At 70.2% G+C, this 20,988-nt stretch carries 19 protein-coding genes; 13 read left to right on the top strand and 6 right to left on the bottom strand.

Features of this window, described 5'->3' with window-relative positions:
- The first annotated feature begins 91 nt into the window (after positions 1-91).
- Together ACXJJ3_RS14560 and ACXJJ3_RS14555 are read left to right on the top strand one after the other, a co-directional pair.
- The gene (locus tag ACXJJ3_RS14560) at positions 92-3,007 is read left to right on the top strand and encodes a glycosyltransferase (RefSeq protein ID WP_458170567.1); all 2,916 of its coding nucleotides are present in this window, start codon (positions 92-94) and stop codon (positions 3,005-3,007) included.
- Positions 3,004-4,488 (top strand): DUF5719 family protein, encoded by a 1,485-nt coding sequence (locus tag ACXJJ3_RS14555; protein WP_458170566.1) that lies wholly within the window; start codon positions 3,004-3,006, stop codon positions 4,486-4,488. Before ACXJJ3_RS14560 ends, ACXJJ3_RS14555 begins: the two co-directional genes overlap by 4 nt.
- 51 nt (positions 4,489-4,539) lie before the next feature.
- Here the strand turns inward: ACXJJ3_RS14555 and ACXJJ3_RS14550 are convergent, their stop codons facing one another.
- Complete coding sequence (locus ACXJJ3_RS14550) at positions 4,540-4,926, bottom strand: DUF3499 domain-containing protein (protein WP_209698055.1); 387 nt, start codon at positions 4,924-4,926, stop codon at positions 4,540-4,542.
- 31 nt (positions 4,927-4,957) lie between these two features.
- On the opposite strand from ACXJJ3_RS14550, the gene ACXJJ3_RS14545 reads away from it, so the two are divergent.
- The 8 genes from ACXJJ3_RS14545 (at position 4,958) to ACXJJ3_RS14510 (ending at position 12,304) form a co-directional block, all read left to right on the top strand.
- The gene (locus tag ACXJJ3_RS14545; protein WP_458170565.1) at positions 4,958-5,404 is read left to right on the top strand and encodes a metallopeptidase family protein; all 447 of its coding nucleotides are present in this window, start codon (positions 4,958-4,960) and stop codon (positions 5,402-5,404) included.
- A gap of 108 nt (positions 5,405-5,512) precedes the next feature.
- Positions 5,513-6,601 (top strand): Gfo/Idh/MocA family protein, encoded by a 1,089-nt coding sequence (locus ACXJJ3_RS14540; RefSeq protein WP_458170564.1) that lies wholly within the window; start codon positions 5,513-5,515, stop codon positions 6,599-6,601.
- On the top strand, positions 6,594-7,337 hold the full coding sequence (locus ACXJJ3_RS14535) for a ThuA domain-containing protein (protein ID WP_458170563.1): 744 nt from the start codon (positions 6,594-6,596) through the stop codon (positions 7,335-7,337). The genes ACXJJ3_RS14540 and ACXJJ3_RS14535 overlap by 8 nt, the downstream gene beginning before the upstream one ends.
- Positions 7,338-7,492: 155 nt before the next feature.
- A complete protein-coding gene (locus ACXJJ3_RS14530; RefSeq protein WP_458170562.1) occupies positions 7,493-8,878 on the top strand; it encodes a phosphomannomutase/phosphoglucomutase in 1,386 nt (461 codons plus the stop codon).
- Entirely contained in the window at positions 8,879-9,085 is a 207-nt protein-coding gene (locus tag ACXJJ3_RS14525) for a Trm112 family protein (RefSeq protein WP_458170561.1), read from the top strand.
- Entirely contained in the window at positions 9,085-10,161 is a 1,077-nt protein-coding gene (locus ACXJJ3_RS14520; protein WP_458170560.1) for an SIS domain-containing protein, read from the top strand. Before ACXJJ3_RS14525 ends, ACXJJ3_RS14520 begins: the two co-directional genes overlap by 1 nt.
- Complete coding sequence (gene manA, locus ACXJJ3_RS14515; RefSeq protein WP_458170559.1) at positions 10,155-11,306, top strand: mannose-6-phosphate isomerase, class I; 1,152 nt, start codon at positions 10,155-10,157, stop codon at positions 11,304-11,306. Before ACXJJ3_RS14520 ends, manA begins: the two co-directional genes overlap by 7 nt.
- A 38-nt stretch (positions 11,307-11,344) precedes the next feature.
- Positions 11,345-12,304: a cation diffusion facilitator family transporter gene (locus ACXJJ3_RS14510; protein WP_458170558.1), complete on the top strand. Its 960-nt coding sequence runs from the start codon at positions 11,345-11,347 to the stop codon at positions 12,302-12,304.
- On the opposite strand, the gene ACXJJ3_RS14505 is transcribed toward ACXJJ3_RS14510, so the two are convergent.
- Complete coding sequence (locus ACXJJ3_RS14505) at positions 12,301-12,660, bottom strand: MerR family transcriptional regulator (RefSeq protein ID WP_458170557.1); 360 nt, start codon at positions 12,658-12,660, stop codon at positions 12,301-12,303. The genes ACXJJ3_RS14510 and ACXJJ3_RS14505 overlap by 4 nt on opposite strands.
- A 109-nt stretch (positions 12,661-12,769) precedes the next feature.
- Between ACXJJ3_RS14505 and ahcY the strand changes: the two genes are divergently transcribed.
- The gene (ahcY, locus tag ACXJJ3_RS14500; RefSeq protein WP_458170556.1) at positions 12,770-14,203 is read left to right on the top strand and encodes an adenosylhomocysteinase; all 1,434 of its coding nucleotides are present in this window, start codon (positions 12,770-12,772) and stop codon (positions 14,201-14,203) included.
- A 46-nt stretch (positions 14,204-14,249) separates the two neighbouring features.
- Here the strand turns inward: ahcY and ACXJJ3_RS14495 are convergent, their stop codons facing one another.
- Positions 14,250-15,017 (bottom strand): class I SAM-dependent methyltransferase, encoded by a 768-nt coding sequence (locus ACXJJ3_RS14495; protein WP_458170555.1) that lies wholly within the window; start codon positions 15,015-15,017, stop codon positions 14,250-14,252.
- Between the two features lie 234 nt (positions 15,018-15,251).
- On the bottom strand, positions 15,252-16,604 hold the full coding sequence (locus ACXJJ3_RS14490) for an RDD family protein (RefSeq protein WP_458170554.1): 1,353 nt from the start codon (positions 16,602-16,604) through the stop codon (positions 15,252-15,254).
- A 71-nt stretch (positions 16,605-16,675) separates the two neighbouring features.
- Here ACXJJ3_RS14490 and ACXJJ3_RS14485 point away from each other — a divergent pair, with 71 nt between their 5' ends.
- Positions 16,676-17,671 (top strand): stage II sporulation protein M, encoded by a 996-nt coding sequence (locus ACXJJ3_RS14485; RefSeq protein ID WP_458170553.1) that lies wholly within the window; start codon positions 16,676-16,678, stop codon positions 17,669-17,671.
- A gap of 29 nt (positions 17,672-17,700) precedes the next feature.
- Entirely contained in the window at positions 17,701-18,468 is a 768-nt protein-coding gene (locus tag ACXJJ3_RS14480) for a DUF1206 domain-containing protein (protein ID WP_458170552.1), read from the top strand.
- Between the two features lie 40 nt (positions 18,469-18,508).
- On the opposite strand, the gene ACXJJ3_RS14475 is transcribed toward ACXJJ3_RS14480, so the two are convergent.
- The gene (locus ACXJJ3_RS14475) at positions 18,509-20,095 is read right to left on the bottom strand and encodes an ABC transporter permease (RefSeq protein ID WP_458170551.1); all 1,587 of its coding nucleotides are present in this window, start codon (positions 20,093-20,095) and stop codon (positions 18,509-18,511) included.
- Positions 20,092-20,988: an ABC transporter ATP-binding protein gene (locus ACXJJ3_RS14470; protein WP_458170550.1), complete on the bottom strand. Its 897-nt coding sequence runs from the start codon at positions 20,986-20,988 to the stop codon at positions 20,092-20,094. Before ACXJJ3_RS14470 ends, ACXJJ3_RS14475 begins: the two co-directional genes overlap by 4 nt.

Raw genomic sequence — 20,988 nt, 5'->3', positions numbered from 1 at the left:
CGGACACTCCGAGAGCGGCTGTATGGTGATTCCTCGCCGGGACCTGCGGTCGCGGTGACCGTCCGCAAGCATCGAGGTGTCACAGCTCCGCATGGAACAAGAAGCTCCGGCCGGTTGGGAATTCTTCGACTCCGTCGACTTCCCGACCGATCACACTGGTGGCCACATGCGCCGCCCGCGGGTCCGGCATGTCGTCACCGCGGTGGTGGTCGGGCATGAGGGCGCGGCCTGGCTGCCGCGCCTGTCCGAGTCCCTGTGGGCGCTGAACCCGCGTCCCGACCGGCTGATCGCGGTCGACACCGGATCGACCGACGAGACCGCCGAACTGCTGGCCGCGATGCCCGGCGTCGAGCCCGTCGTCAGCGTGTCCGCCCGCACCGGCTTCGGTGTGGCGGTCGCGCGCGGCCTGGAAACCCACGGTTTCGCGCCGATCCCGAGCGCTGTCGGTCCGTACGGCGACGACGGCCAGGTGCCGGTGGTGGAGTGGCTGTGGCTGCTGCACGACGACTGTGCGCCGGCCCCGAAGGCACTCGAGAAATTGTTGCTCCAGGCCACTATTTCGCCGGAGACCGGTGTCTGGGGCCCGAAGCTGCGGCTCTGGCCACGGGACCGCGAGCTGCTCGAGGTCGGCGTCACCACGTCGCTCGGCGGCCGCCGCGACACCGGTATCGAGAACGGCGAGCTCGACCAGGGCCAGCACGACCAGCCGCGGAACGTGCTCGCGGTCAGCTCGGCCGGCATGCTGGTCCGCCGCGACGTCTGGGAGGCGCTGCGCGGTTTCGACCCGCGGCTGCCGATGTTCCGCGACGACATCGACTTCGGCTGGCGCGCGAGCCGCGCCGGGTACCAGGTCGGCGTCGCGCCGGACGCGGTCGTCTACCACGCACAGGCCGCGGCCACCGGTGAGCGCGCGCTGGCCGGCACCCGGCGGCACGCGTACCAGCTCGACCGCGCCCACGCGTACTACACCGTTCTCGCGAACGCGCCTGCCAAACTGCTGCCGCTGCTGGTGCTGCGGTTCCTGTTCGGCACGATCATGCGCTCGATCTGGTTCGTGCTCGGCAAGACGCCGTCCGGTGCGGTCGACGAGTGGACGGCGCTGCTCGGCACATTGCTCGCCGGCGGCTGGACGAGCGCCCGCAAGAACCGCCGCAATCTCAACCAGGTCCCGTACGACGACATCAAGGGCCTGTTCTCCCGGTCAGTGCACGCCCTGCGGCACAACCTGGAGGAGACCACCAGCACGATCTCGGAGCGGATCCGGGAAGCCTGGGCGGATGAGCCCGAGGAGCAGGTCGTCACCACGGCCCGCCGGGCGAAGTCGACCGCGCGCGTCGCGGTGGACCAGCCGCGCTGGCGCCGGCAGCTGATCCGGCGGCCGTTCCTGGTCGCGTGGGTGGTGCTCGCGCTCGGTGCGGTCGTCGCCGCGCGCGGCCTGATCGGCAGCGGTTCGCTGCGTTCGCACCTGCTGCTCCCGGCGCAGGAGAACCTCGCGGCCCTGTGGCATGCGGCCGCGTCCGCTCCGCCCGGTATCACCCCGCCGGCCTGGCTGGGGCAGATGTGGGCGTTCTCGGCGGTTCTGTTCGGTCCGGGCGGCGCGACGAACATCCTGCTGCTCGGCGCGGTTCCACTGGCCGGTCTCGCGGCCTGGGCGTTGCTGCGGTCGTTCGTGGTCGACCGGGTCGCCCGCGCGTGGGGCGCCTCGGCGTACGGGCTGGCCTTGTTCACGAACGGTGCGATCTCCCAGGGGCGGCTCGGGACGTGTGTGGCGGCGATCGTGCTGCCGCTGCTCGGTGCTGCCGTGCACACGGTCGCTCGGCGGCGGCGTGTGGTCGTCCAGGGCAGTTGGCGGGCCGCGTGGTTCGCGGGTGCGTGTCTGGCGGTGCTGTTCGCGTTCACGCCGGCGCTCGGGTTGCTGATCGCGGTCGTGCTGGTGTTCGGCGCGGTGCTCGGTCTCGGCTTCCGGCGTCAAGGGCGGCAGTTGGTGTTCTCGGTCGTGCTCGGGCTGCTGCTCGTGCTGCCGTGGACCATCGACCTCGTGCGGCACCCGTCGAAGCTCGGTCAGGAGGCGGGCGGTCCGCCGACCGCCGCGATCGGCCCGGGCGACAGCCTCCCGCACCTGCTGACCGGTACGCCGATCGGTGCGCCGACGCCCTGGTGGTTCGCCGTACCGCTGATCGTGGTCGCGCTGGTCGGCCTGCTGCGCGAGTCCCGGCAGCGGTACGAGCTGCTCGGCTGGTTCGCCGCGCTGGCCGGTCTGGCCGGGACGCTGGTCGCGAGCCGGCTCGGCGGCGGCAGCGGGCCGTTGATGTTCCTGATGACGGCCGGCTGGATCATCTCGGTCACAGTCGCCTGGGACTCGGTCGGGAAGTCCCGCGAGCTCATCGTGCAGGGCGTGCTCGGGCTCGCGCTGGTGACGACGATCGTGACGGCCGGCTTCTGGATGGTGCGCGGTACCGACGGTCCGCTGTGGCGCGGCCCGTCCCAGGACCTCCCGGCGTACCTGGCGGATTCGCAGGCACCGCCGGACAACCAGTCGATCCTGGTGGTGCGGAAGGCGGCCGGCGGGCAGATGCGGTTCTCGCTGGTGAAGAACGGCGGCCCGCGGATGGGGGCGCTCGAGGCGGCCCCGACCCCCGCGCAGACCAAGCCGATCACCGACGTCCTGGCGACGCTCGGCGGCGGCGGTAGCGGCGAGGAGGGACGGCAGCTGGCCGGCCTCGCGATCGACTACGTGTACCTGCCCGCGCCGGTGGACTCGACGCTGCAGGCGACCCTCGACTCGCTGCCCGGCCTGACTCGGGCCAGTGCGAACGACGGCGACGCCTCCTGGCTGGTGGACCGCTCGAAGATCGAGGGCAAGACGCCGATCGTCGACCAGACGCATTCGCTGTGGCGGATCCTCGGGCTGATCGGCTGGATCATCGCGTTGATCTTCTGCCTGCCGACGGTCCGCCGGACCGTCGCCGTACCGCAGGGAACGCATGCGAGGAGGGACCCCCGGTGAGCCGGTTGCTGTCCGACCCGCGTCTCCGGATCGGGGCCGTCGTCGCCGCCATGGCCGTGCTGGCCGGGCTCGGGGTGGTCACGCACCCCGGGAAGGCCGACACCCGCGTCGAGGCGGCCGCCGCGGAGCCCGCGCGGGCCGTCGTGAACCGGACCGCGCTCGCCTGCCCGGTGGTCGCACCCGGCGGCAAGATGACCAGCGTGGTGAACGCCGTCTCGCCGACGCTGCCCGAGGGTACGGCGACCGCGCCGGGGACCGCGCAGCCGTTGTCGATCGCGCCGCTGCCGACCACGTCCAACCCGGTCGGCTCACTGCTCAAGCGCGGCACCATCGGCTCGAGCCCGGTCGTGACCAGCCCGGCGCCGCTGTCGATCCAGGGCAGCGGTCCGCTGGCCGCCGGGACGGTCGGGACGAGTACGACGACCGCGCCGGACGGCGAGGTCAACCGCGGGATGGCCAGCGTGCCGTGCCAGCTGCCCGGATCGGACTTCTGGTTCGTCGGCGCGTCCGGGGCGAGCGATCGCCGCGACGTGCTCGTGCTGACGAACCTGGACAGCATCAACGCCGAGGTCAACGTCAGCGTGTACTCGCGCTCCGGCGCCGCCGACCTGCCCGCGACTCGCGGCATCGTGGTCCCGGCCCGCGGTACGGCGCAGGTCTACCTCCGGCAGGACGCGCCGAACCTCCGCGACATCGCGCTGCACGTCGAGTCGACCGGCGGCCGGGTCGCGGCCGCGGTCCGTTCGAACGCGTCGACCGGCAGCAAACCGGTCGGTGTCGACTGGCTGAACCCCTCGGCCGCGCCCGCGACCATGGTGTTCGTGCCCGCGGTGGCGCCCGGTGGCGGCGGCCGGATCCTCTCGATCGCGAACCCGGGCGACCTGCAGGCGACCGCGAGCCTGACGGTCAACGGCCCGAACGGCCCGTTCAAGCCGGCCGGTCTCGAGACCGTCTCGGTGCCCGCCGGTTCGGTTCGGACGATCTCGCTCGACAAGGTGCTGAACGGCGACGCGAGTGCGATCACGATCAACTCCGACCAGCCGGTGACCGCGGCGATGCGGACCACCGACGCCAGCCAGACCGAGTTCTCCTCGATCGGGTCCGCCGAGGCGCTGACCGGCCCGGCGTACCTGGTGCTGCCGGCGCACAAGCAGCCGGTCGTGCTGCAGGTCACCGCGCCCGGGAAGACCGGGAGCGTGAAGTTCGAGCTCCGGGACGCGGCCGGCCGGGTGCTGGTGACGCGGGCGCTCGACGTCCTGAACGGCGCGACCACGCCGATCCCGATCCTGCCGCAGCCGCGGCCGACGTACCTGATGGTGCAGCAGACCCGCGGGACGGTGGTCGCCGGCGTGACGCTGATGCCGGCGGCGAAGCCGGACAAGAACGACGTACCGCAGGTCGCCGCGTGGCCGCTGTCGACGTCGCTCGTCTTCCGCGCCCAACTCGGCGCCCAGCCGGACGTGAGCGCGGCGCTGCGTTAAGGTCCGGCGCGTTGGGGTCCGGCGCTCAGCCTGATGTGGGCGCCGGGCCGATCAGCCCTCGGTGGTGTTGGCGCCGGGGTCTTGGAGCATGCGGAGGTGGCCTCGGCGGGCTACCTCGACCGGGGCGCCGGGGGTGCCGGCGCGGGGTTCGCCGCGGGGCGGGAGGGGGCGGGCGGCCTCGCGGACGGCGTTCGCCAGGGCTTCCAGGTCGTCCGAGGACGGGCCGGCGGCGGCCGGGTCCGGAGCGAGCCGGATGACCTCCCACCCGTTCGGCGCGGTGAGGCGGTCGGCGTGGTCGGCGCAGAGGTCGTAGCAGTGCGGCTCGGCGTACGTGGCCAGCGGACCGAGGACACAGGTCGAGTCGGCGTACACGTAGGTGAGCGTCGACACGGCCGGCTTCTGACATCCGGCGCGCGAACAGATCCTGGCGATGCTCACGGACAGACGTTACCCCCACTAGGCTGAGCGCGTGACCGAGGCTCGCCGTCATCGCAGGCACATCGACCGCCACGGCCGCGGAATGCTCGGCCCGATCAGCCGGCCGAGCAGGTTCGCGCCGCGTGGCCTGCCGCTGCAGCGCTCCGCCGCCGCGCAGTTCGACGAGGTGGTCGCGATCGAGGTGACCCGGCTGGAGAAACGGCTGCCGCAGGTGATCGCCCGGGTCGAGTTCGCGATCGAGGACGTCCCGAACCTGGAGCTCGACGCCACCGAGATCCCGCTCACCCACGCCACCGGCGGTACGTCGCACGAGCCGTACCGGATCGTGGTGTTCCGGCGCCCGATCGAGCTCCGCGCCGAACGCTCCGGCAGCAGCCTGTCCTGGCTGGTCAGATCCGCCCTGGTGCTGGAGCTGGCCGACGTACTCGCGCTGTCTCCCGAGCAGATCGACCCGGACTTCGACCCCGAGGGCGACTGACGCCCGTTACCGGTCTGTTAGAACAAGCGGGTTGACCGGTGTTGAAACCTGTTCCGTAGTGTGGGAAGCAGTTGTGTCCTTCGTTGTCATCGGGAGAGGATCGTGGGTGTGAACGATCAAAAACTGCGGGTCGGTGTGGTCGGACTGGGATTCGCCGGCAGGACCGCGCTGGAGGCGTTCTCCGAGCTGCCGGATGTCGAGGTGATTGCGCTGGCGGGCCTGGAGAAGGACACGCTGACCAGCCTCGGCGAGAAGCACGGCGTACCGCATCTGTACGAGAAGTGGGAAGACCTGCTCGAGACCCCGGGGCTGGACGCGGTCAGCATCGGTACGCCGACGCAGCTGCACGCCCCGATCGCGCTGGCGGCGCTCGGCAAGGGCCTGCACGTGCTGTCCGAGAAGCCGCTGGCCCGGACGGTCGCCGAAGGTACCGCGATGGTCGAGGCCTCCAAGCAGGCCGGCCGGGTGCTGAAGGTCGTGTTCAACCACCGCGAGCGCGGTGACGTGGCGGCGCTGAAGCACCAGATCGACGAGGGTCAGCTCGGCCGGATCTACTACGCGAAGGCGCACTGGATGCGCCGCAACGGCATCCCCGGGATGGGCGGCTGGTTCACGAACCGGGAGCTGTCCGGCGGCGGCCCGCTGATCGACCTGGGCGTGCACATCCTCGACATGGCGCTGCACCTGATGGGCGAGCCGCAGATCAGCACGGTGTCCGCGGACACGTTCGCGGAGCTCGGCCCGCGCGGCAAGGGCAGCGCGAGTACGCCGGACCGGCCGACCGTCGACACGCTCGGGTCGAAGTTCGAGGTGGAGGACCTGGCGACGGCGTACCTGCGGCTGAAGGGTGGCGGCGCGCTGCAGCTGGAGACCAGCTGGGCGACGTACCGGGCGCCGGGCGACAACTTCGGGATCGAGCTGTTCGGGACCGAGGGCGGCGCGAAGATCGAGGTGAAGAACTACACCAGCGAGGACACCCTGCGGATCTTCACCGACGTGGCCGGGATCCCGGCCGAGGTGAAGCCGGCCACCGGGGCGGGTCTCGGGCACCGCGCCGTGGTGAAGGAGTTCGTGCGGATCGTGCGCAGCGGTGAATGGGAAGGCCAGAACGGGTCCGAGGCGCTGCTCCGGACCGAGATCATCGACGCTTGCTACGCGTCCGCGAAGGCGGGCCGAGAGGTGGTTCTCCATGACTGATCCGATCCGCGTCACCGTCTGGGGCGAGAACGTCCACGAAGGCCGCGACGAGACCGTCCGGAAGATCTACCCGGACACCATGCACGGAACGATCGCGGCGGCGCTGCGTGAGCGGCTCGGTGCCGAGGTCGTCGTACGGACGGCCACGCTGCAGGACCCGGAGCACGGTCTCACCGAGGAGGTGCTCGCGGACACCGACGTACTCACCTGGTGGGGGCACGCCGCCCACGGCGACGTCGACGACGCGATCGTGGACCGGGTGCAGCAGCACGTGCTGTCCGGGATGGGCCTGATCGCGCTGCACTCCGCGCACTTCTCGAAGATCTTCATCCGGTTGATGGGTACGACGTGCTCGCTGGACTGGCGCGCCGAGAACGACCGCGAGCTGATCTGGACGGTCGCCGCCGGCCACCCGATCGCGAAGGGCGTCCCGCACCCGCTGGTGATCGAGCGCGAGGAGATGTACGGCGAGCTGTTCGACATCCCGCAGCCCGACGAACTGGTCTTCGTCAGCTCGTTCTCCGGCGGCGAGGTCTTCCGCTCCGGCTGCTGCTACCGCCGCGGCCAGGGCCGGGTTTTCTACTTCCGCCCCGGCGACCAGGAGTACCCGACGTACCACCAGCCCGAGGTCCAGCAGATCCTCGCCAACGCCACCCAGTGGGCCGCCCCCACCAGCCCCCGCCAGCTCCCCACCGTCCACCACCGCGGCACCCCCGGCTGGTTCGAGAAGCCCTGACCGCGGCCCCCGGCCCCACACACTCTGGTGGGTTGACGTCCGGGATGCAGGGTTTGCGTCCGCGATCACGGGCGCAAACCCTGCATCTGATGGGTGAACCCACGCGAAGGGGTGGCTGGTGGTCGGCGGGTGCCGGGGCCGGATAGGGTCCGTGCATGGTTGATGTTGCGGGGATCTTCAAGGCTTACGACGTGCGGGGGGTCGTGCCGGAGCAGCTGGACGAGGCGGTGGCGCGGGCTACGGGTGCCGCGTTCGTCGAGGTGCTGGACGTGCTTGCCGGTCCAGGTGCCGTGGTGATCGGGTACGACATGCGGCCGTCGAGCCCGGCCCTGGCGGCGGCGTTTGCGGAGGGGGTCACCTCGACCGGCGCGGACGTGATCGACATCGGCCTCGCGTCCACTGACCAGCTGTACTTCGCGTCCGGGCGGCTCGACCTGCCCGGCGCGATGTTCACCGCGAGCCACAACCCGGCGCAGTACAACGGCATCAAGATGTGCCGCGCCGGCGCCGCACCGGTCGGCAGCGACTCGGGGCTGCGGGACATCGCCGACCTGGTCGCGAAGGCGCTTACCGAGCACCAGGCGGCCGGCGCGACCCCGGGCCATGTCACCCACAAGGACCTGCTGACCGCGTACGCCGACCACCTGCACGACCTGGTCGACCTGAGCGGCATCCGCCCGCTGACCGTGGTCGTCGACGCCGGCAACGGTATGGGCGGCCACACCGTCCCGGCGGTCTTCGCCGACGGCCCGGTGACGATCGTCCCGATGTACTTCGAGCTGGACGGCAACTTCCCGAACCACGAGGCGAACCCGCTGGACCCGAAGAACCTGGTCGACCTGCAGGCCAAGGTCCGCGAGACCGGCGCCGACCTCGGGCTCGCGTTCGACGGCGACGCCGACCGCTGCTTCGTGGTCGACGAGCAGGGCGACCCGATCTCGCCGAGCGCGATCACCGCCGCGGTCGCGGTCCGGGAGCTGGCCAAGCAGCCGGGGGCGACGATCCTGCACAACCTGATCACGTCGAAGGCGGTCCCGGAGCTGATCGCCGAGCACGGCGGCGTCCCGGTCCGCACCCGGGTCGGGCACTCGAACATCAAGCAGAAGATGGCCGAGACCGACGCGGTGTTCGGCGGCGAGCACTCCGCGCACTACTACTTCCGCGACTTCTGGCGCGCCGACACCGGCATGCTGGCCGCGCTGCACGTCCTCGCCGCGCTCGGTGAGCAGGACCAGCCCGCGAGCGCGCTGTTCGCCGACTTCGAGCGGTACGTCGCCTCCGGCGAGATCAACAACAAGGTCGCGGACGCGGCGGAGACGGTCGCGGCGATCGAGGATACGTATTCTGGCGTCGACGGCGTGACCGTCGACCACCTGGACGGGTTGACGGTGTCGGCGGGACAGTGGTGGTTCAACGTCCGTGCGTCGAACACGGAGCCGTTGCTGCGGCTGAACGTCGAGGCCGCGGACCGTGCCGGCATGGAACGCGTCCGTGACGAAGTACTGGCCCTGATCACCGGCGCATCGGTGGAGGAGAACTGAATGGCAGTCAATCTGGACCCGGACCTGCTGAGCATCCTGGTCTGCCCGAAGTGCCGCTCGGAGTTCCGCGTGGACGACGAGGCGAACGAGCTGATCTGCACCAACGCGTCCTGCGCGCTCGCGTACCCGGTGCGTGACGACATCCCGGTGCTGCTGATCGACGAGGCGCGGGACACCCGTGCGGAGACCGAGTCCGCGGACAACTGATGAGTTCCTTCGACGACACGCGGCTGGACGACCCGGCCGCTCTCGAGCAGGCGGACCACCTGCTGCGCCGGCTGGCGATGGCCGGGGCGCGGGTCCGCGCCGAGCTGGAAGCGTCCGCGGATGTGCTGTCCGCGCTGACGTCGGACGGGTTCCGCCCGCGCGCCGTGGTCGCGGCCGGCCGGGACGCGCGGCTGGTCCGCGCCGTACTGGAGCCGGTCTGTCCGGTCCCGTTCCTGGCCTGGCCCGGTCCGGGTCTGCCCGGGTGGGCCGGTCCGCTGGACCTGGTCGTCGTCCTGGGCGGCGCGACCGAGGACCCGGACGCGGTCTCGGCGGCCGGTGAAGCGGTACGCCGTGGTTGCGGGCTGATGGTCGCCGCTCCCGAGGACTCGCCGGTGGCGATCGCGTCCGCGGGGCTGCGGCACGCGATCCGGCTGCCGTCGCAGTCGGACGACCAGCTGGCGTCCGCGGTCGCCGTGCTGCAGGCGTTGCACCAGATGGAGCTCGGGCCGGAGGTCGACCACAAGGCCGTTGCGTCGATGCTGGACGACGTGGCGATCGAGTGCTCGCCCAACAAGGACGTAGCGTCCAACCCGGCCAAGGACCTCGCCCTGGTGCTGGCTGACGCGCTCCCGCTCGTTTGGGGCGGTTCGGTGCTGGCCGCGCGTGCCGCGCGCCGTGTGGTCGAGGCTCTGCGCCTGGCGAGTGGCCGGCCGGCCCTGGCTGCTGACGCGGGGCATCTGCTTCCGGTGCTGAACCAGCCGCCGCGGGACCTCTTCGCCGACCCGTTCGACAAGCCGGAGGAGCTGCGGCCCGCTCTGGTCGTGCTGGACGACGGCACGGAGGACGGCGGTGTCGCGGAGCAGCGCCGCAAGCTCGAGGAGAAAGCGCAGGCGCATGACGTCCGCGTGCACACCGTGACGCAGGCCGCCGGCACGGACATCGCCCGGTACGCCGCCCTCACCCAGCACGGCCGGTACGCCGCGGCGTACCTCGGTCTCGGCCTGGGCCGCTACGGTACGGCGGCCGACGACGACCCGGCCGAGCCGGGCATCCCCTCGGAGGACCCGGCGTGGTAGTCCCGCTGCAGAACACGATCCGCGACTACGCGTGGGGTTCGCCGGCCGCGTTGCCGGCGCTGCTCGGCGTCGCGCCGACCGGCAAGCCGCAGGCCGAAATGTGGATGGGCGCGCACGAGTCCGCGCCGTCCGTGCTGCCGTCCGGGGACACCCTGTACGACGCGGTGTCGTTCGACCCGGCGGCGGTCCTGGGGGAGGAGACGGCCGAGCGGTTCGACGGCCGGTTCCCGTTCCTGGCGAAGCTGCTCGCGGCCGCGCAGCCGTTGTCGATCCAGGCGCATCCGTCCCGGGAACAGGCGATCGACGGGTACCAGCGGGACGAGGCGGCCGGCATCCCGCGGGACGCCGGCGACCGGAACTACAAGGACGCCTGGCCGAAGCCGGAGATCCTGATCGCGCTCGAGCCGTTCGACGCACTGGTCGGTTTCCGGCCGCTCGACCGGACCGTCACGCTGCTGGATGCCTTGGCTCCGGAAGGATTCGGCGAGCTCACCGACCTGCTGCGGAACGGCAAGCTGCGGGAGGCGTTCACCGATTTCATGAGCCGCGACCGGGACGCGATCCGTCCGCTGGTCGCCGCGCTCGGTGCGGCTGTTGCTCGTCCGGTTGCCGGGTTCGAGCTCGAGTGCGAGACGCTGCGTACGTTGTGCGCGGACTTCCCGGACGATCCCGGCGTACTCGCGGCCCTGTTGCTGAACCGCGTGCGCCTGCAGCGGTTCGACGCGGTGTACCTGCCGGCCGGCAACGTGCACGCGTACCTGCGGGGGCTCGGGTTCGAGGTGATGGCGAACTCCGACAACGTGCTGCGCGGCGGCCTGACCGCCAAGCACATCGACGTACCGGAGCTGGTCTCGGTGGTGGACTTCGAGCCGCTCGCCGACCCGGTGCTGACCGCGACGGCGGACGGTGTGTACGAGACCGGGTGCGAGTACTTCGCGATCCACCGGGTCGAGGTGGCCGGTGACGAGCGCACCGTGGACGGCGTCGGGCCGCGGATCGTGTGCTGCGTCGACGGCACGGTGGATGCTGTCGGCAAAGAATCCGCTGTGACGTTGTCCGCCGGTCGGTCCGCGTTCCTTTCCGGACCCGAAGGACCCTGTACCCTGCGTGGTTCCGGCACGGCGTTCGTCGTGTCCGCATCCTGATTCTGCGGCGTCATTTCTTCGGGAGGACCTGAACAACCATGGCTGGTGGCGGGAACAAGGCCGTTGTCGCGGCTCTGGCGGCCAACCTCGGCATCGCGGTGACGAAGTTCGCCGCCTGGGGGCTGACCCAGTCGGCCTCGATGCTCGCCGAAGCGATCCACTCACTCGCCGACTCCGGCAACCAGGGCCTGCTGCTGCTCGGCAGCAAGCGGGCCAAGCGGGCCGCGGACGAGCTGCACCAGTTCGGCTTCGGTCGGGAACGGTACGTCTACTCGTTCGTCGTGTCGATCGTGCTGTTCAGTGTTGGCGGTCTGTTCGCGCTGTACGAGGGGTACCACAAGGTCCACGACCCGCACGGGATCCACAGCTGGCAGTGGGTGCCGGTCGTGGTGCTGCTGCTCGGGATCGTGATGGAAGGGCTGTCGTTCCGGACCGCGGTACACGAGTCGAACAAGCTGCGCGGCAAGGTGTCCTGGGTCCGGTTCATCCGGAACGCCCGGGCGCCGGAGCTGCCGGTCATCCTGCTCGAGGACTTCGCCGCGCTCACCGGCCTGGTGCTGGCGCTGATCGGCGTCGTCCTGACGCTTGCCACCGGCAACGGTGTGTTCGACGGCCTGGGGTCGATGGCGATCGGCGCGCTGCTGGTCTGCGTGGCGATCTTCCTCGCGATCGAGATGAAGTCGCTGCTGCTCGGCGAGTCCGCGACCCGCGAGGCCCAGCAGCGGATCGTCGCCGCGATCGAGAACACGCCCGGCGTGCAGCGGCTGATCCACGTCCGCACCCTGCACCTCGGTCCGGAGGAAGTACTGGTCGCGGCCAAGGTCGCGGTCGAGCCGACGTCGGACGCCGCGGTGGTCGCACAGACCATCAACGCCGCCGAACACGCCATCCGCGAGGCCGAGCCGATGAGCCAGCACATCTACCTCGAGCCCGACATCTACGTCGAGAACTACACCCGCGAAGACCGCCCCGCCGTCCCCGAAGCCCCCTCCCACTAACGGGGTTTCGGAGGGAGTACGCCGGAGCGGCCGAGCCAGCGGAGGGCGCGCTCGCGGTCGATCTCGGCTTGGCTGGGTGGGGCGCTGAGGCGGCCGGTGCGGTAGCCGAGGTTGCGGATGTCCGCGGCCACGGACGGCTCGGCCAGGGCTCTCAGCGCGAACGCGAGTGCCGCCGGCGTCACGTCGTACCGGCGTTCGAGATCGAGCGCGAGTTGTACGGCGGCCAGGTCCCGGTCGTCGTACTGGCGCTGCGCTGTGTGCTCGGATCGCGAGCGCGGGAGCAGCCCGAGGGCCTCCCGGTAGCGCAGCATGCGCGGAGTGGTACCCAGTTGGCGAGCGGCCTCGGTGATGCGCATAGCATCAATCCTGACATTTCGGTGTCAAAAACGCGCTGCGAGCGATCAAACCGCGTGGCTCGGCCCTCTAGGCTCGGGCAGGTACCAATCACAGCTTCAGGGGAGCGGCATGACCTTCGACTACAAGGTGGCAGACCTCGGGCTCGCCGAGTTCGGGCGCAAGGAGATCCGGCTGGCCGAGCACGAGATGCCCGGCCTGATGGCGATGCGCAAGCAGTACGGCGACAGCAAGCCGCTGGCCGGCGCGCGGATCATGGGTTCGCTGCACATGACGATCCAGACCGCGGTACTGATCGAGACGCTGACCGCGCTCGGCGCCGAGGTGCGCTGGGTGTCGTGCAACATCTTCTCCACCCAGGACCACGCGGCCGCCGCGGTCGTCGTCGGCAGCGGTACCGCCGACGCCCCGGCCGGTGTCCCGGTCTTCGCCTGGAAGGGCGAGACGCTGGAGGAGTACTGGTGGTGCACCGAGCAGGCGCTGACCTGGCCCGGTGGTGAAGGCCCGAACATGATCCTCGACGACGGCGGCGACGCCACGATGCTGGTCCACAAGGGCACCGAGTTCGAGAAGGCGGGCGCCGTACCGGACCCGGCGACCGCGGACTCCGAGGAGTACGGCGTCGTCCTGAAGCTGCTCACCCGCACGCTCGCCGAGTCGCCGGACAAGTGGACGACGATCGGCCAGGGCATCAAGGGTGTCACCGAGGAGACCACCACCGGCGTGCACCGGCTGTACGAGATGCACAAGGCCGGCGCGCTGCTGTTCCCGGCAATCAACGTCAACGACTCGGTCACCAAGTCGAAGTTCGACAACAAGTACGGCTGCCGGCACTCGCTGATCGACGGCATCAACCGCGCCACCGACGTCCTGATCGGCGGCAAGGTCGCGGTCGTCTGCGGGTACGGCGACGTCGGCAAGGGCTGCGCCGAATCGCTGCGTGGGCAGGGCGCCCGGGTGATCGTCACCGAGATCGACCCGATCTGCGCGCTGCAGGCCGCGATGGACGGCTACCAGGTGTCGACCGTGGACGACGTGGTCGGGATCGCCGACATCTTCGTCACCACCACCGGCAACAAGGACGTCATCACCGCCGACCACATGAAGGCGATGAAGCACCAGGCGATCGTCGGCAACATCGGCCACTTCGACAACGAGATCGACATGGCCGGGCTGTACAAGGTGCCGGGGATCGAGCGGGTCAACATCAAGCCGCAGGTCGACGAGTTCCGCTTCTCGGACGGCCACACGATCATCGTGCTGTCCGAAGGCCGGCTGCTGAACCTCGGCAACGCGACCGGTCACCCGTCGTTCGTGATGTCGAACTCGTTCACCAACCAGGTGCTCGCGCAGATCGAGCTGTTCGTGAAGACCGCCGACTACCCGACCGAGGTCTACGTGCTCCCGAAGCACCTCGACGAGATGGTCGCCCGGCTGCACCTCGACGCGCTCGGCGTGAAGCTGACCGAGCTGACGAAGGAGCAGTCCGCGTACCTCGGCGTACCGATCGAAGGCCCGTACAAGGCGGAGGCCTACCGCTACTGAGGATGTGTTGCTGAGCACCCCGCACCGCTCGGTGCGGGGTGTTTCTTTATCGGATGGCGGCAAAGAGGTGCTTGTCCGCGACCTGCCCGAGCACGGCAACCTCCGCGAACCCGGCCTTACCGAAAGCCTCCACGGTGTCGGTGAGCGTGATGTCCCGCGAAGTCCCCCGATCCGCAAACCGCCGAGCCCGCTCAGCCAGCAACTCCCCGAACGCCGGCTCCGCGGCGGCCGCGTCCCACCAACCAGCCCAGTCCTCGACGCCGGCGGCGTGAGAGTCAGCCCAGATCCGATTGCGCAGCTCCACCGCGACCGCATCCAACCGAGGCACGTCCACCGGCCCCAGCCGCATCGTGTCCGCATTCAAAAACACCCCACCGGACCGAACCCGCCGCGCCAACACCTGCGCCACCCGCCCCAACTCCACCGGACCCAACCAATGCAAAGCAGTCGCCGAACAAACCGCATCCATCACCCCACCCACCGCGTCGTCCGTCGTGTCGTCCAGTGCGTTGTCCCAGCCGGGGGATCGTAGATCCGCCTCCACGAACCGCACGCCGGGTACGGCGTTCCGCGCGATCTCCAGGAGGAACGGGTCGAGGTCCACGCCGACGACGTCCGCGTCGGGGAACCTGCGTACGGCGCGCGCCGCGATCGACCCCGGTCCGCACGCCAGATCCACGAACCGGTCCGGCCTGCCCACCAGCCGCTCCACGACGTCGAGCATCAGCTCGAACTGTTCGTCGCGATCAGACAGATAACCGGCCTGCTGCCGATCCCATCGCGCCAACCACTCACCCCACGCAACATGCGACATAGTCGCAACACTAAGCCATCCCCACAAGCCGCCGCACGCCCAGCGCCTGGTCAAGCAAGCTCCGGGGTTGTTCCGTACGGCCCGGTGCGGGGTTGGCCTCTGAGCTGGTGGGTTGGCGCCTTGCATGCCGGGGGACGAACCCACCAGCTGAGTGGCCAACCCCGGAGCTGGTCCAGCTCGGCGAGGGCGGGCGGGTGACCACCCGAACGTTGGTTGGGACGGGACTAGCTGCTGCTACTCGTCGCTGCCGGGCGCAGCCCACCCCTGCGCGTTCACCACAGCAGGCCGCGAATGCACCGGCACCACCGCCGGCCCAAACAACCCAGGCGGCGCAACAGCCGGCAACACCCCGTACGGATCAGGCGGCGCAAACAGCCCCGCCGGAATCTCGTACGCCGATCCACCCGGAGCGGGCGAGGCGTACTCCCCGCCGGGAGCGGGTGTGCCGTACGACGGTGCTGTGCCGTACGACGGTGCGCCGGGAGCGGGTGTGCTGTAAGACGGTGCGCCGGGCGTGGGCGAGGCGTACGGCGATCCGCCTGGGGTGGGTGGTGCGTACGGCGATCCGCTGGTGGCGGGTGGTGCGGTGGGGCCGGGTGGGCCTGCGAGGGCGGTGGGTTGAGCGGTTGGGCTGCCGGGGGCGGGTGCGCCGTGTGGGGTGGGCGGAGCGGTCGGCCCATACGGGGATCCGCCCGAGGTGGGTGTGCCGTGTGGAGTCGGGGCGTACGTGTTGGGGGCGTGCGGGTGGGAGGGGTGCGCGCCGGGGGCGTGGGCGGCGTACGGGCTGGACGTGTACGGCCTGGGGGCGAACGGTCCGGTGGTTAGTGGGTGTTGCGTGGATAGGCGGTGGAGTTCTCGGCGGCGGCGTTCGGCGAGGATGGCTGAGAGGTAGGCGGGGGCGATGATGGGGTGTGGGGGTTGGGGCGCGGTGGCGGCGGCTACTCGGGCGGCCAGGGCTTCGCCTAGGGCTATTTGGGGGCCGGGGAGCAGCTCGGTGTAGCGGGCCAGGTAGTCCCGGGCCGTGTTCGCGAGGTCGTCGGACAGGCGGGACAGCTCCAGCGACTGCGCCCACTGCACCAGCGGACCAGGGACGAACAGCGGCGGTGACGCCATCGGCTGTTGACGTTCGCGGATGACGACCGTGCCGGCGACCATGTCCCCGATTCGTTTGCCCTGCTTGTTCATCAGGCTCGCGACGATCCCGGGGCTGGCCGCGAACCACGGTGCGAAGTCGACGAACAGCCACAGCAACGTTCGCACCAGCGCGTGCCGGAAGCGGATCGAGCTGCCGTCGTCGCGGACGACCTTGAGGCCGAGCACCATCTTCCCGATCGTCCGCCCGCGGGTCAGCGTCTCCATCACGACCCGGTAGCCGATCAGCACCAGCAGCACCGTGATGAAGATCAGCGCGACCGCCAACGCCTCACTCGTCCTCGTCCCGAACAGGAACCCGGCCAGCAACCCAACCAGCACCACCAGCACAGTGCCCTGCAGTACGACGTCGATCGCACACGCCAGGGCCCGCGTCGGCATCCGGGCGATCCGCACCTGGAGGACGACGGCTTCTCCGGTGACCAGCTGAGACACGGACGTCGCCCCCCTCCTGCGTAGACACTCGGTCCGGTTAGTCTGCCATCACACGGGTGGAGGAGGTGGCTGTGGACGTAGAAGCGTTTGTGTCGGTGCATCAGCCGCAGTGGGACCGTCTAGCGCTCCTGACCCGTCGCCAGCGCCGTCTGACCGGTGCCGAGGCCGAGGAGCTTGTAGTGCTCTACCAACGTGTCGGCACGCACCTGGCCGCGCTCAGAGCAGCCGGTGCTGACCCTGTGTCGATCGGACGGCTCTCCGGGCTCATAGCGGATGCCCGCGGTGCAGTTACCGGTGTCCAGGCGCCCGTCTGGCGTGACATCTCGAAGTACTTCCTAGTGAGCTTCCCAGCCGCCCTGTACGCCTCTAGACGCTGGTGGATCACCATAGGCCTCCTGTTCTACCTAGTAGCGGCGTGGACGGCCTGGCGGGTGCTGGCGCATCCGGAAGTCGTCAGCTCAATAGCCACGCCGGAGGAGATCAAACAGCTCGTCAACCACGACTTCGAGTCGTACTACTCCGACAACCCCGCGCAGGACTTCGCACTGCGTGTCTGGATCAACAACGCGACCATCAGCGCAGCCGCGCTGGCGTTGGGTGTCCTTCTGGTCCCGTCTGTCTTCGTACTGTGGGACAACGCGATGAACCTAGGCCTCAGCGCCGGTTTGATGATCGCCAACGACAAGGGCGGCCTGTTCTTCAGCCTGATCACTCCACACGGCCTACTGGAGCTAACGGCCGTCTTCATCGCAACAGCAGCCGGTCTGCGCCTCGGCTGGTCCTGGATCGTCCCAGGACCACGTACGCGCATGCAGGCCCTGGCACGCACCGGCCGCGCCACCGTTGGTATGGCGATCGGCCTCGCCGCGGTCCTGCTGGTCACCGGACTGATCGAAGCGTTCGTCACTCCGTTCATGCCGGGCCCTGTCCGCGTCACGATCGGCATTGTCGTCGAGTTGGCGTTCTTCACGTACGTCTGGACCTTCGGCCGGCACGCGTACCGCCAGGGCGAGTACGGCGACGTCGACGAGTCGGAGCGGGAAGCGACGGCACCGGTCTCCGCCTGACGGGTTTTCCCACTGGGAACCGGTGGAGGATGAGCACCGCCCAGCAAGTGCGGCACAGCAGGTCCTACGAGGTTGCGATCACGCTAGGTCTCATCGCGTACGGCGTAGTACACCTGCTGATGGCGTGGATCGCCCTCCAGTTGGCGTTCGGCAAGTCCTCGCAGGAGGCGTCGCAGCAAGGCGCCCTCAAGGAACTGGCCGGCCAACCGCTCGGCGGCGTACTGCTGTGGGTCGTCGCGGCCGGCCTGTTCGTCCTGGTCGTCTGGCGGGTCCTGGAACTCGGCTGGGGCCACCTCGATCTGCACAAGAAGGTGTCCTCGGTCGGCCGCGCGATCGTCTACCTTGTGCTCGGCGTGAGCGCGGTGAAGATCGCCCTGGGCGCGAGCGGTTCGAGCACCGGCGCGCAAGAGTCGCTGTCCGCGCGGCTGATGGCCCATACCGGCGGCCGCGTTCTGATCGTCGGCGTTGGTGTCGCGATCATCGGGATCGGCTGTTACCAGGTGTACAAGGCGATCACGAAGCGTTTCACCGAGGACCTGGCCGGCGGCGTCGCGGAGGTGACGATCCTGCTCGGCCGGATCGGGTACGCCGCGAAGGGCGTCGCGCTGGTGGTCGTCGGCGCCCTGTTCGGGTGGGCCGCGATCGCGTACGACCCGCAGAAGGCCGGCGGACTCGACACGGCCCTGCGCACGATCAAGCAGCAGCCGTTCGGGGCGGTGCTGCTGACCGTACTGGCCGTCGGCATCGCGGCGTTCGGCGCCTACTGCTTCAGCTGGTCCCGAAACGCCCGCCGCTGATCGATCTCGCGCTTGCCAGCCCCCTCGCGGGGAACCGCCGTCAGGCAGGCAGGTCCCGTCTGCGCAGGCCGACCAGCCCGGCCAGGCCGACGACCAACGCGATCGCCAGCAGTACCAGCAGCGGTCCGGCCGAGACCGATCCGCCCGGTAGCGACGGGAGATGGGTGAACGGCGAGATGTCCCGGATCCACTGGGAGGTGGCGACTCCGGCGCTGACCAGCCCGATCAGGATGCACAAGGCCGGGCCGGCCCAGGACACCATCGAGGCCTGCGGGAAGAACCCGAAGATCGCGATCGCGACCGCGGCCAGCACCCACACCGCCGGCAGCTGGACGAGCGCCGCGCCGATCATCCGCGGCAGCTGCCCGCCGACGTCGCCGATCGCGAGACCGTACGCGAGCCCCTGAGTGATCCCCGCCGCGAGCAGCGCAACGGCCGGCCCGAGCAGGCTGAACACGAGGTGACTCCCCGCCCATTGCCACCGGCTGGTCGCGGTCGCCAGCACCGGCTCGACGCGGCCGCTGCTCTCCTCGACCCGCATCCGGAGCGTGGCCTGGACCGCGTACGCCGACGCGATCAGCCCGACCAGCATCATCACACCGGCGAGGAACGAGTCGATCAGCCCGGCCGCGCCGCCCATCCGGCGGAACATCTCCTGGATCGCCGCGTCGTCCCGCATCATGTCGCCGACGCCCTTCGCGACCCCGCCGAACAGCAAGCCCAGCAGGGCGAATCCGGCCGTCCACGCGATCAGCAGTCCGCGGTGCAACCGCCACGCCAGCCCGAACGGCGACCCGATCGTCCCGTCCGCCGGCCCGAGCCGATCCGGCAACAACCCCGCGCCCACGTCCCGCCGTACCGCGAGACTCACCGCGACAGCGACCAGCAGTACGGTGACCGCCGCGATCACCGCCGCCAACCACCAGCGGTTCTGCGCGTACGGGTGGATCTGCTGCGCCCACCCGATCGGCGAGAGGTATGACAACCACGCGAGCGGCCCGTTCGTATGCGCGCTGGTATCCCCGGCGGCCCGCAGTACGTAGGCGGCCCCGAGTACGCCGATCGCAATACCACGGGCCGTTCCGGCGCTCGCGGTCAGCTGCGCCGCGACCGCGCCGACGCCTGCGAACAACCACCCGGTCCCGGCGTACTCGAGGCCGATGGCAATCGATCCGGCGAGCGGCAGGTTCTGGCTGTGCATGCCGAGGGCAAGCAGTACGGCGAGTACGACGTTCGCGCCGAGTACCACGACCAGCGCCGCGGCGAGCTGCGCGTGCCGCCCGACAACGGTTGCCCCGAGCAACTCCCGGCGCCCGGACTCCTCCTCGACCCGGGTGTGCCGGATCACCGTGAGCAGGCTGATCAGCCCGACCATCACCGGGACGAACCCGAGCCGCCAGGTGACGAACTCGCCGAGCGACGAGCCGGAAAGCTCGCCGTACAAGGTGATGAAGCCCGCGTTGCTCGCGTACTTGACGCGCGCGTCCGGTGTCGGGAACAGGTCGCCGTACTGCTTGACGTAGCTCGCCGAGATCGCCACCAGGATCAGGATCCACAACGGCAGCACGATCCGGTCGCGACGCAGGATCAGCCGGATCAGGCCGCCGGTGCCGGCCAGGCCGGTCATTTCACGGCCTCGGGTTCGTACAGCCGCAGGAACAGCTCCTCCAGCGACGGCGGCTGACTGACCAGCGTCCGTACGCCGATCTCGGTCAGCCGGCGCAGCACCGGGTTGATCTCGTCGGTGTCGACGTCGAACCGGACCCGCCCGTCGTCGACCTGCAGGTCGTGGACGCCGCTGAGCTGCGCGAGCCCGTCCATCGGGCCGACGAGCTCCGCCTGGATCGACGTCCGGGTGAGGTGCCGCAGTTCGCTGAGCGTGCCGCTCTCGACCGCGCGCCCGGCCCGGATGATCGTCACCCGGTCGCAGAGCGCCTCGACCTCGGACAGGATGTGGCTGGACAGCAGGACGGTCCGCCCCTCGCGGTCGCTGATCTCCTGCACGACCTCGCGGAACACCTCCTCCATCAGCGGATCCAGGCCGGAGGTCGGCTCGTCGAGCAGCAACAGCTCGACGTCGGACGCGAACGCGGCGACCAGCGCGACCTTCTGCCGGTTGCCCTTCGAGTACGCGCGGGCCTTCTTGCGCGGGTCGAGGTCGAACCGTTCGAGCAGCTCGGCCTTGCGCTTGCGGTCGATGCCGCCGCGCATCCGGCCGAGCAGGTCGATCGCCTCGCCGCCGGACAGGTTCGGCCACAGGGTCACGTCGCCGGGTACGTACGCGAGCCGCCGGTGCAGGGCGGTCGCGTCGGACCACGGGTCGCCGTCCAGGACCCGCGCCGTACCGCCGTCGGCTCGGGTCATTCCGAGCAGGATGCGAATGGTGGTGGTCTTCCCCGCGCCGTTCGGGCCGAGGAACCCGTGCACCTCACCGGTTCGCACCGTGAGATCGAGACCGTCCAGGGCGTGGGTCCGCCCGAACCGCTTGACCAGACCTTCCGTGCTGATCGCAGCCGGCAT

The organism is Kribbella sp. WER1 (genome assembly GCF_054189145.1).
Note: the sequence above shows the minus strand (reverse complement) of the source record. Positions and strands in the feature narration are given on the sequence as shown.

Excerpts from the sequence above, each read along its gene's own strand:
- ACXJJ3_RS14560 (WP_458170567.1), top strand. The coding sequence starts at position 92 with ATGGAACAAGAAGCTCCGGCCGGTTGGGAATTCTTCGACTCCGTCGAC.
- ACXJJ3_RS14535 (WP_458170563.1), top strand. The coding sequence starts at position 6,594 with ATGACTGATCCGATCCGCGTCACCGTCTGGGGCGAGAACGTCCACGAA.
- ACXJJ3_RS14530 (WP_458170562.1), top strand. The coding sequence starts at position 7,493 with ATGGTTGATGTTGCGGGGATCTTCAAGGCTTACGACGTGCGGGGGGTC.
- ACXJJ3_RS14525 (WP_458170561.1), top strand. The coding sequence starts at position 8,879 with ATGGCAGTCAATCTGGACCCGGACCTGCTGAGCATCCTGGTCTGCCCG.
- ACXJJ3_RS14520 (WP_458170560.1), top strand. The coding sequence starts at position 9,085 with ATGAGTTCCTTCGACGACACGCGGCTGGACGACCCGGCCGCTCTCGAG.
- ACXJJ3_RS14510 (WP_458170558.1), top strand. The coding sequence starts at position 11,345 with ATGGCTGGTGGCGGGAACAAGGCCGTTGTCGCGGCTCTGGCGGCCAAC.
- ACXJJ3_RS14505 (WP_458170557.1), bottom strand. The coding sequence starts at position 12,660 with ATGCGCATCACCGAGGCCGCTCGCCAACTGGGTACCACTCCGCGCATG.
- ahcY (WP_458170556.1), top strand. The coding sequence starts at position 12,770 with ATGACCTTCGACTACAAGGTGGCAGACCTCGGGCTCGCCGAGTTCGGG.
- ACXJJ3_RS14495 (WP_458170555.1), bottom strand. The coding sequence starts at position 15,017 with ATGTCGCATGTTGCGTGGGGTGAGTGGTTGGCGCGATGGGATCGGCAG.
- ACXJJ3_RS14480 (WP_458170552.1), top strand. The coding sequence starts at position 17,701 with ATGAGCACCGCCCAGCAAGTGCGGCACAGCAGGTCCTACGAGGTTGCG.
- ACXJJ3_RS14475 (WP_458170551.1), bottom strand. The coding sequence starts at position 20,095 with ATGACCGGCCTGGCCGGCACCGGCGGCCTGATCCGGCTGATCCTGCGT.
- ACXJJ3_RS14470 (WP_458170550.1), bottom strand. The coding sequence starts at position 20,988 with ATGCCGGCTGCGATCAGCACGGAAGGTCTGGTCAAGCGGTTCGGGCGG.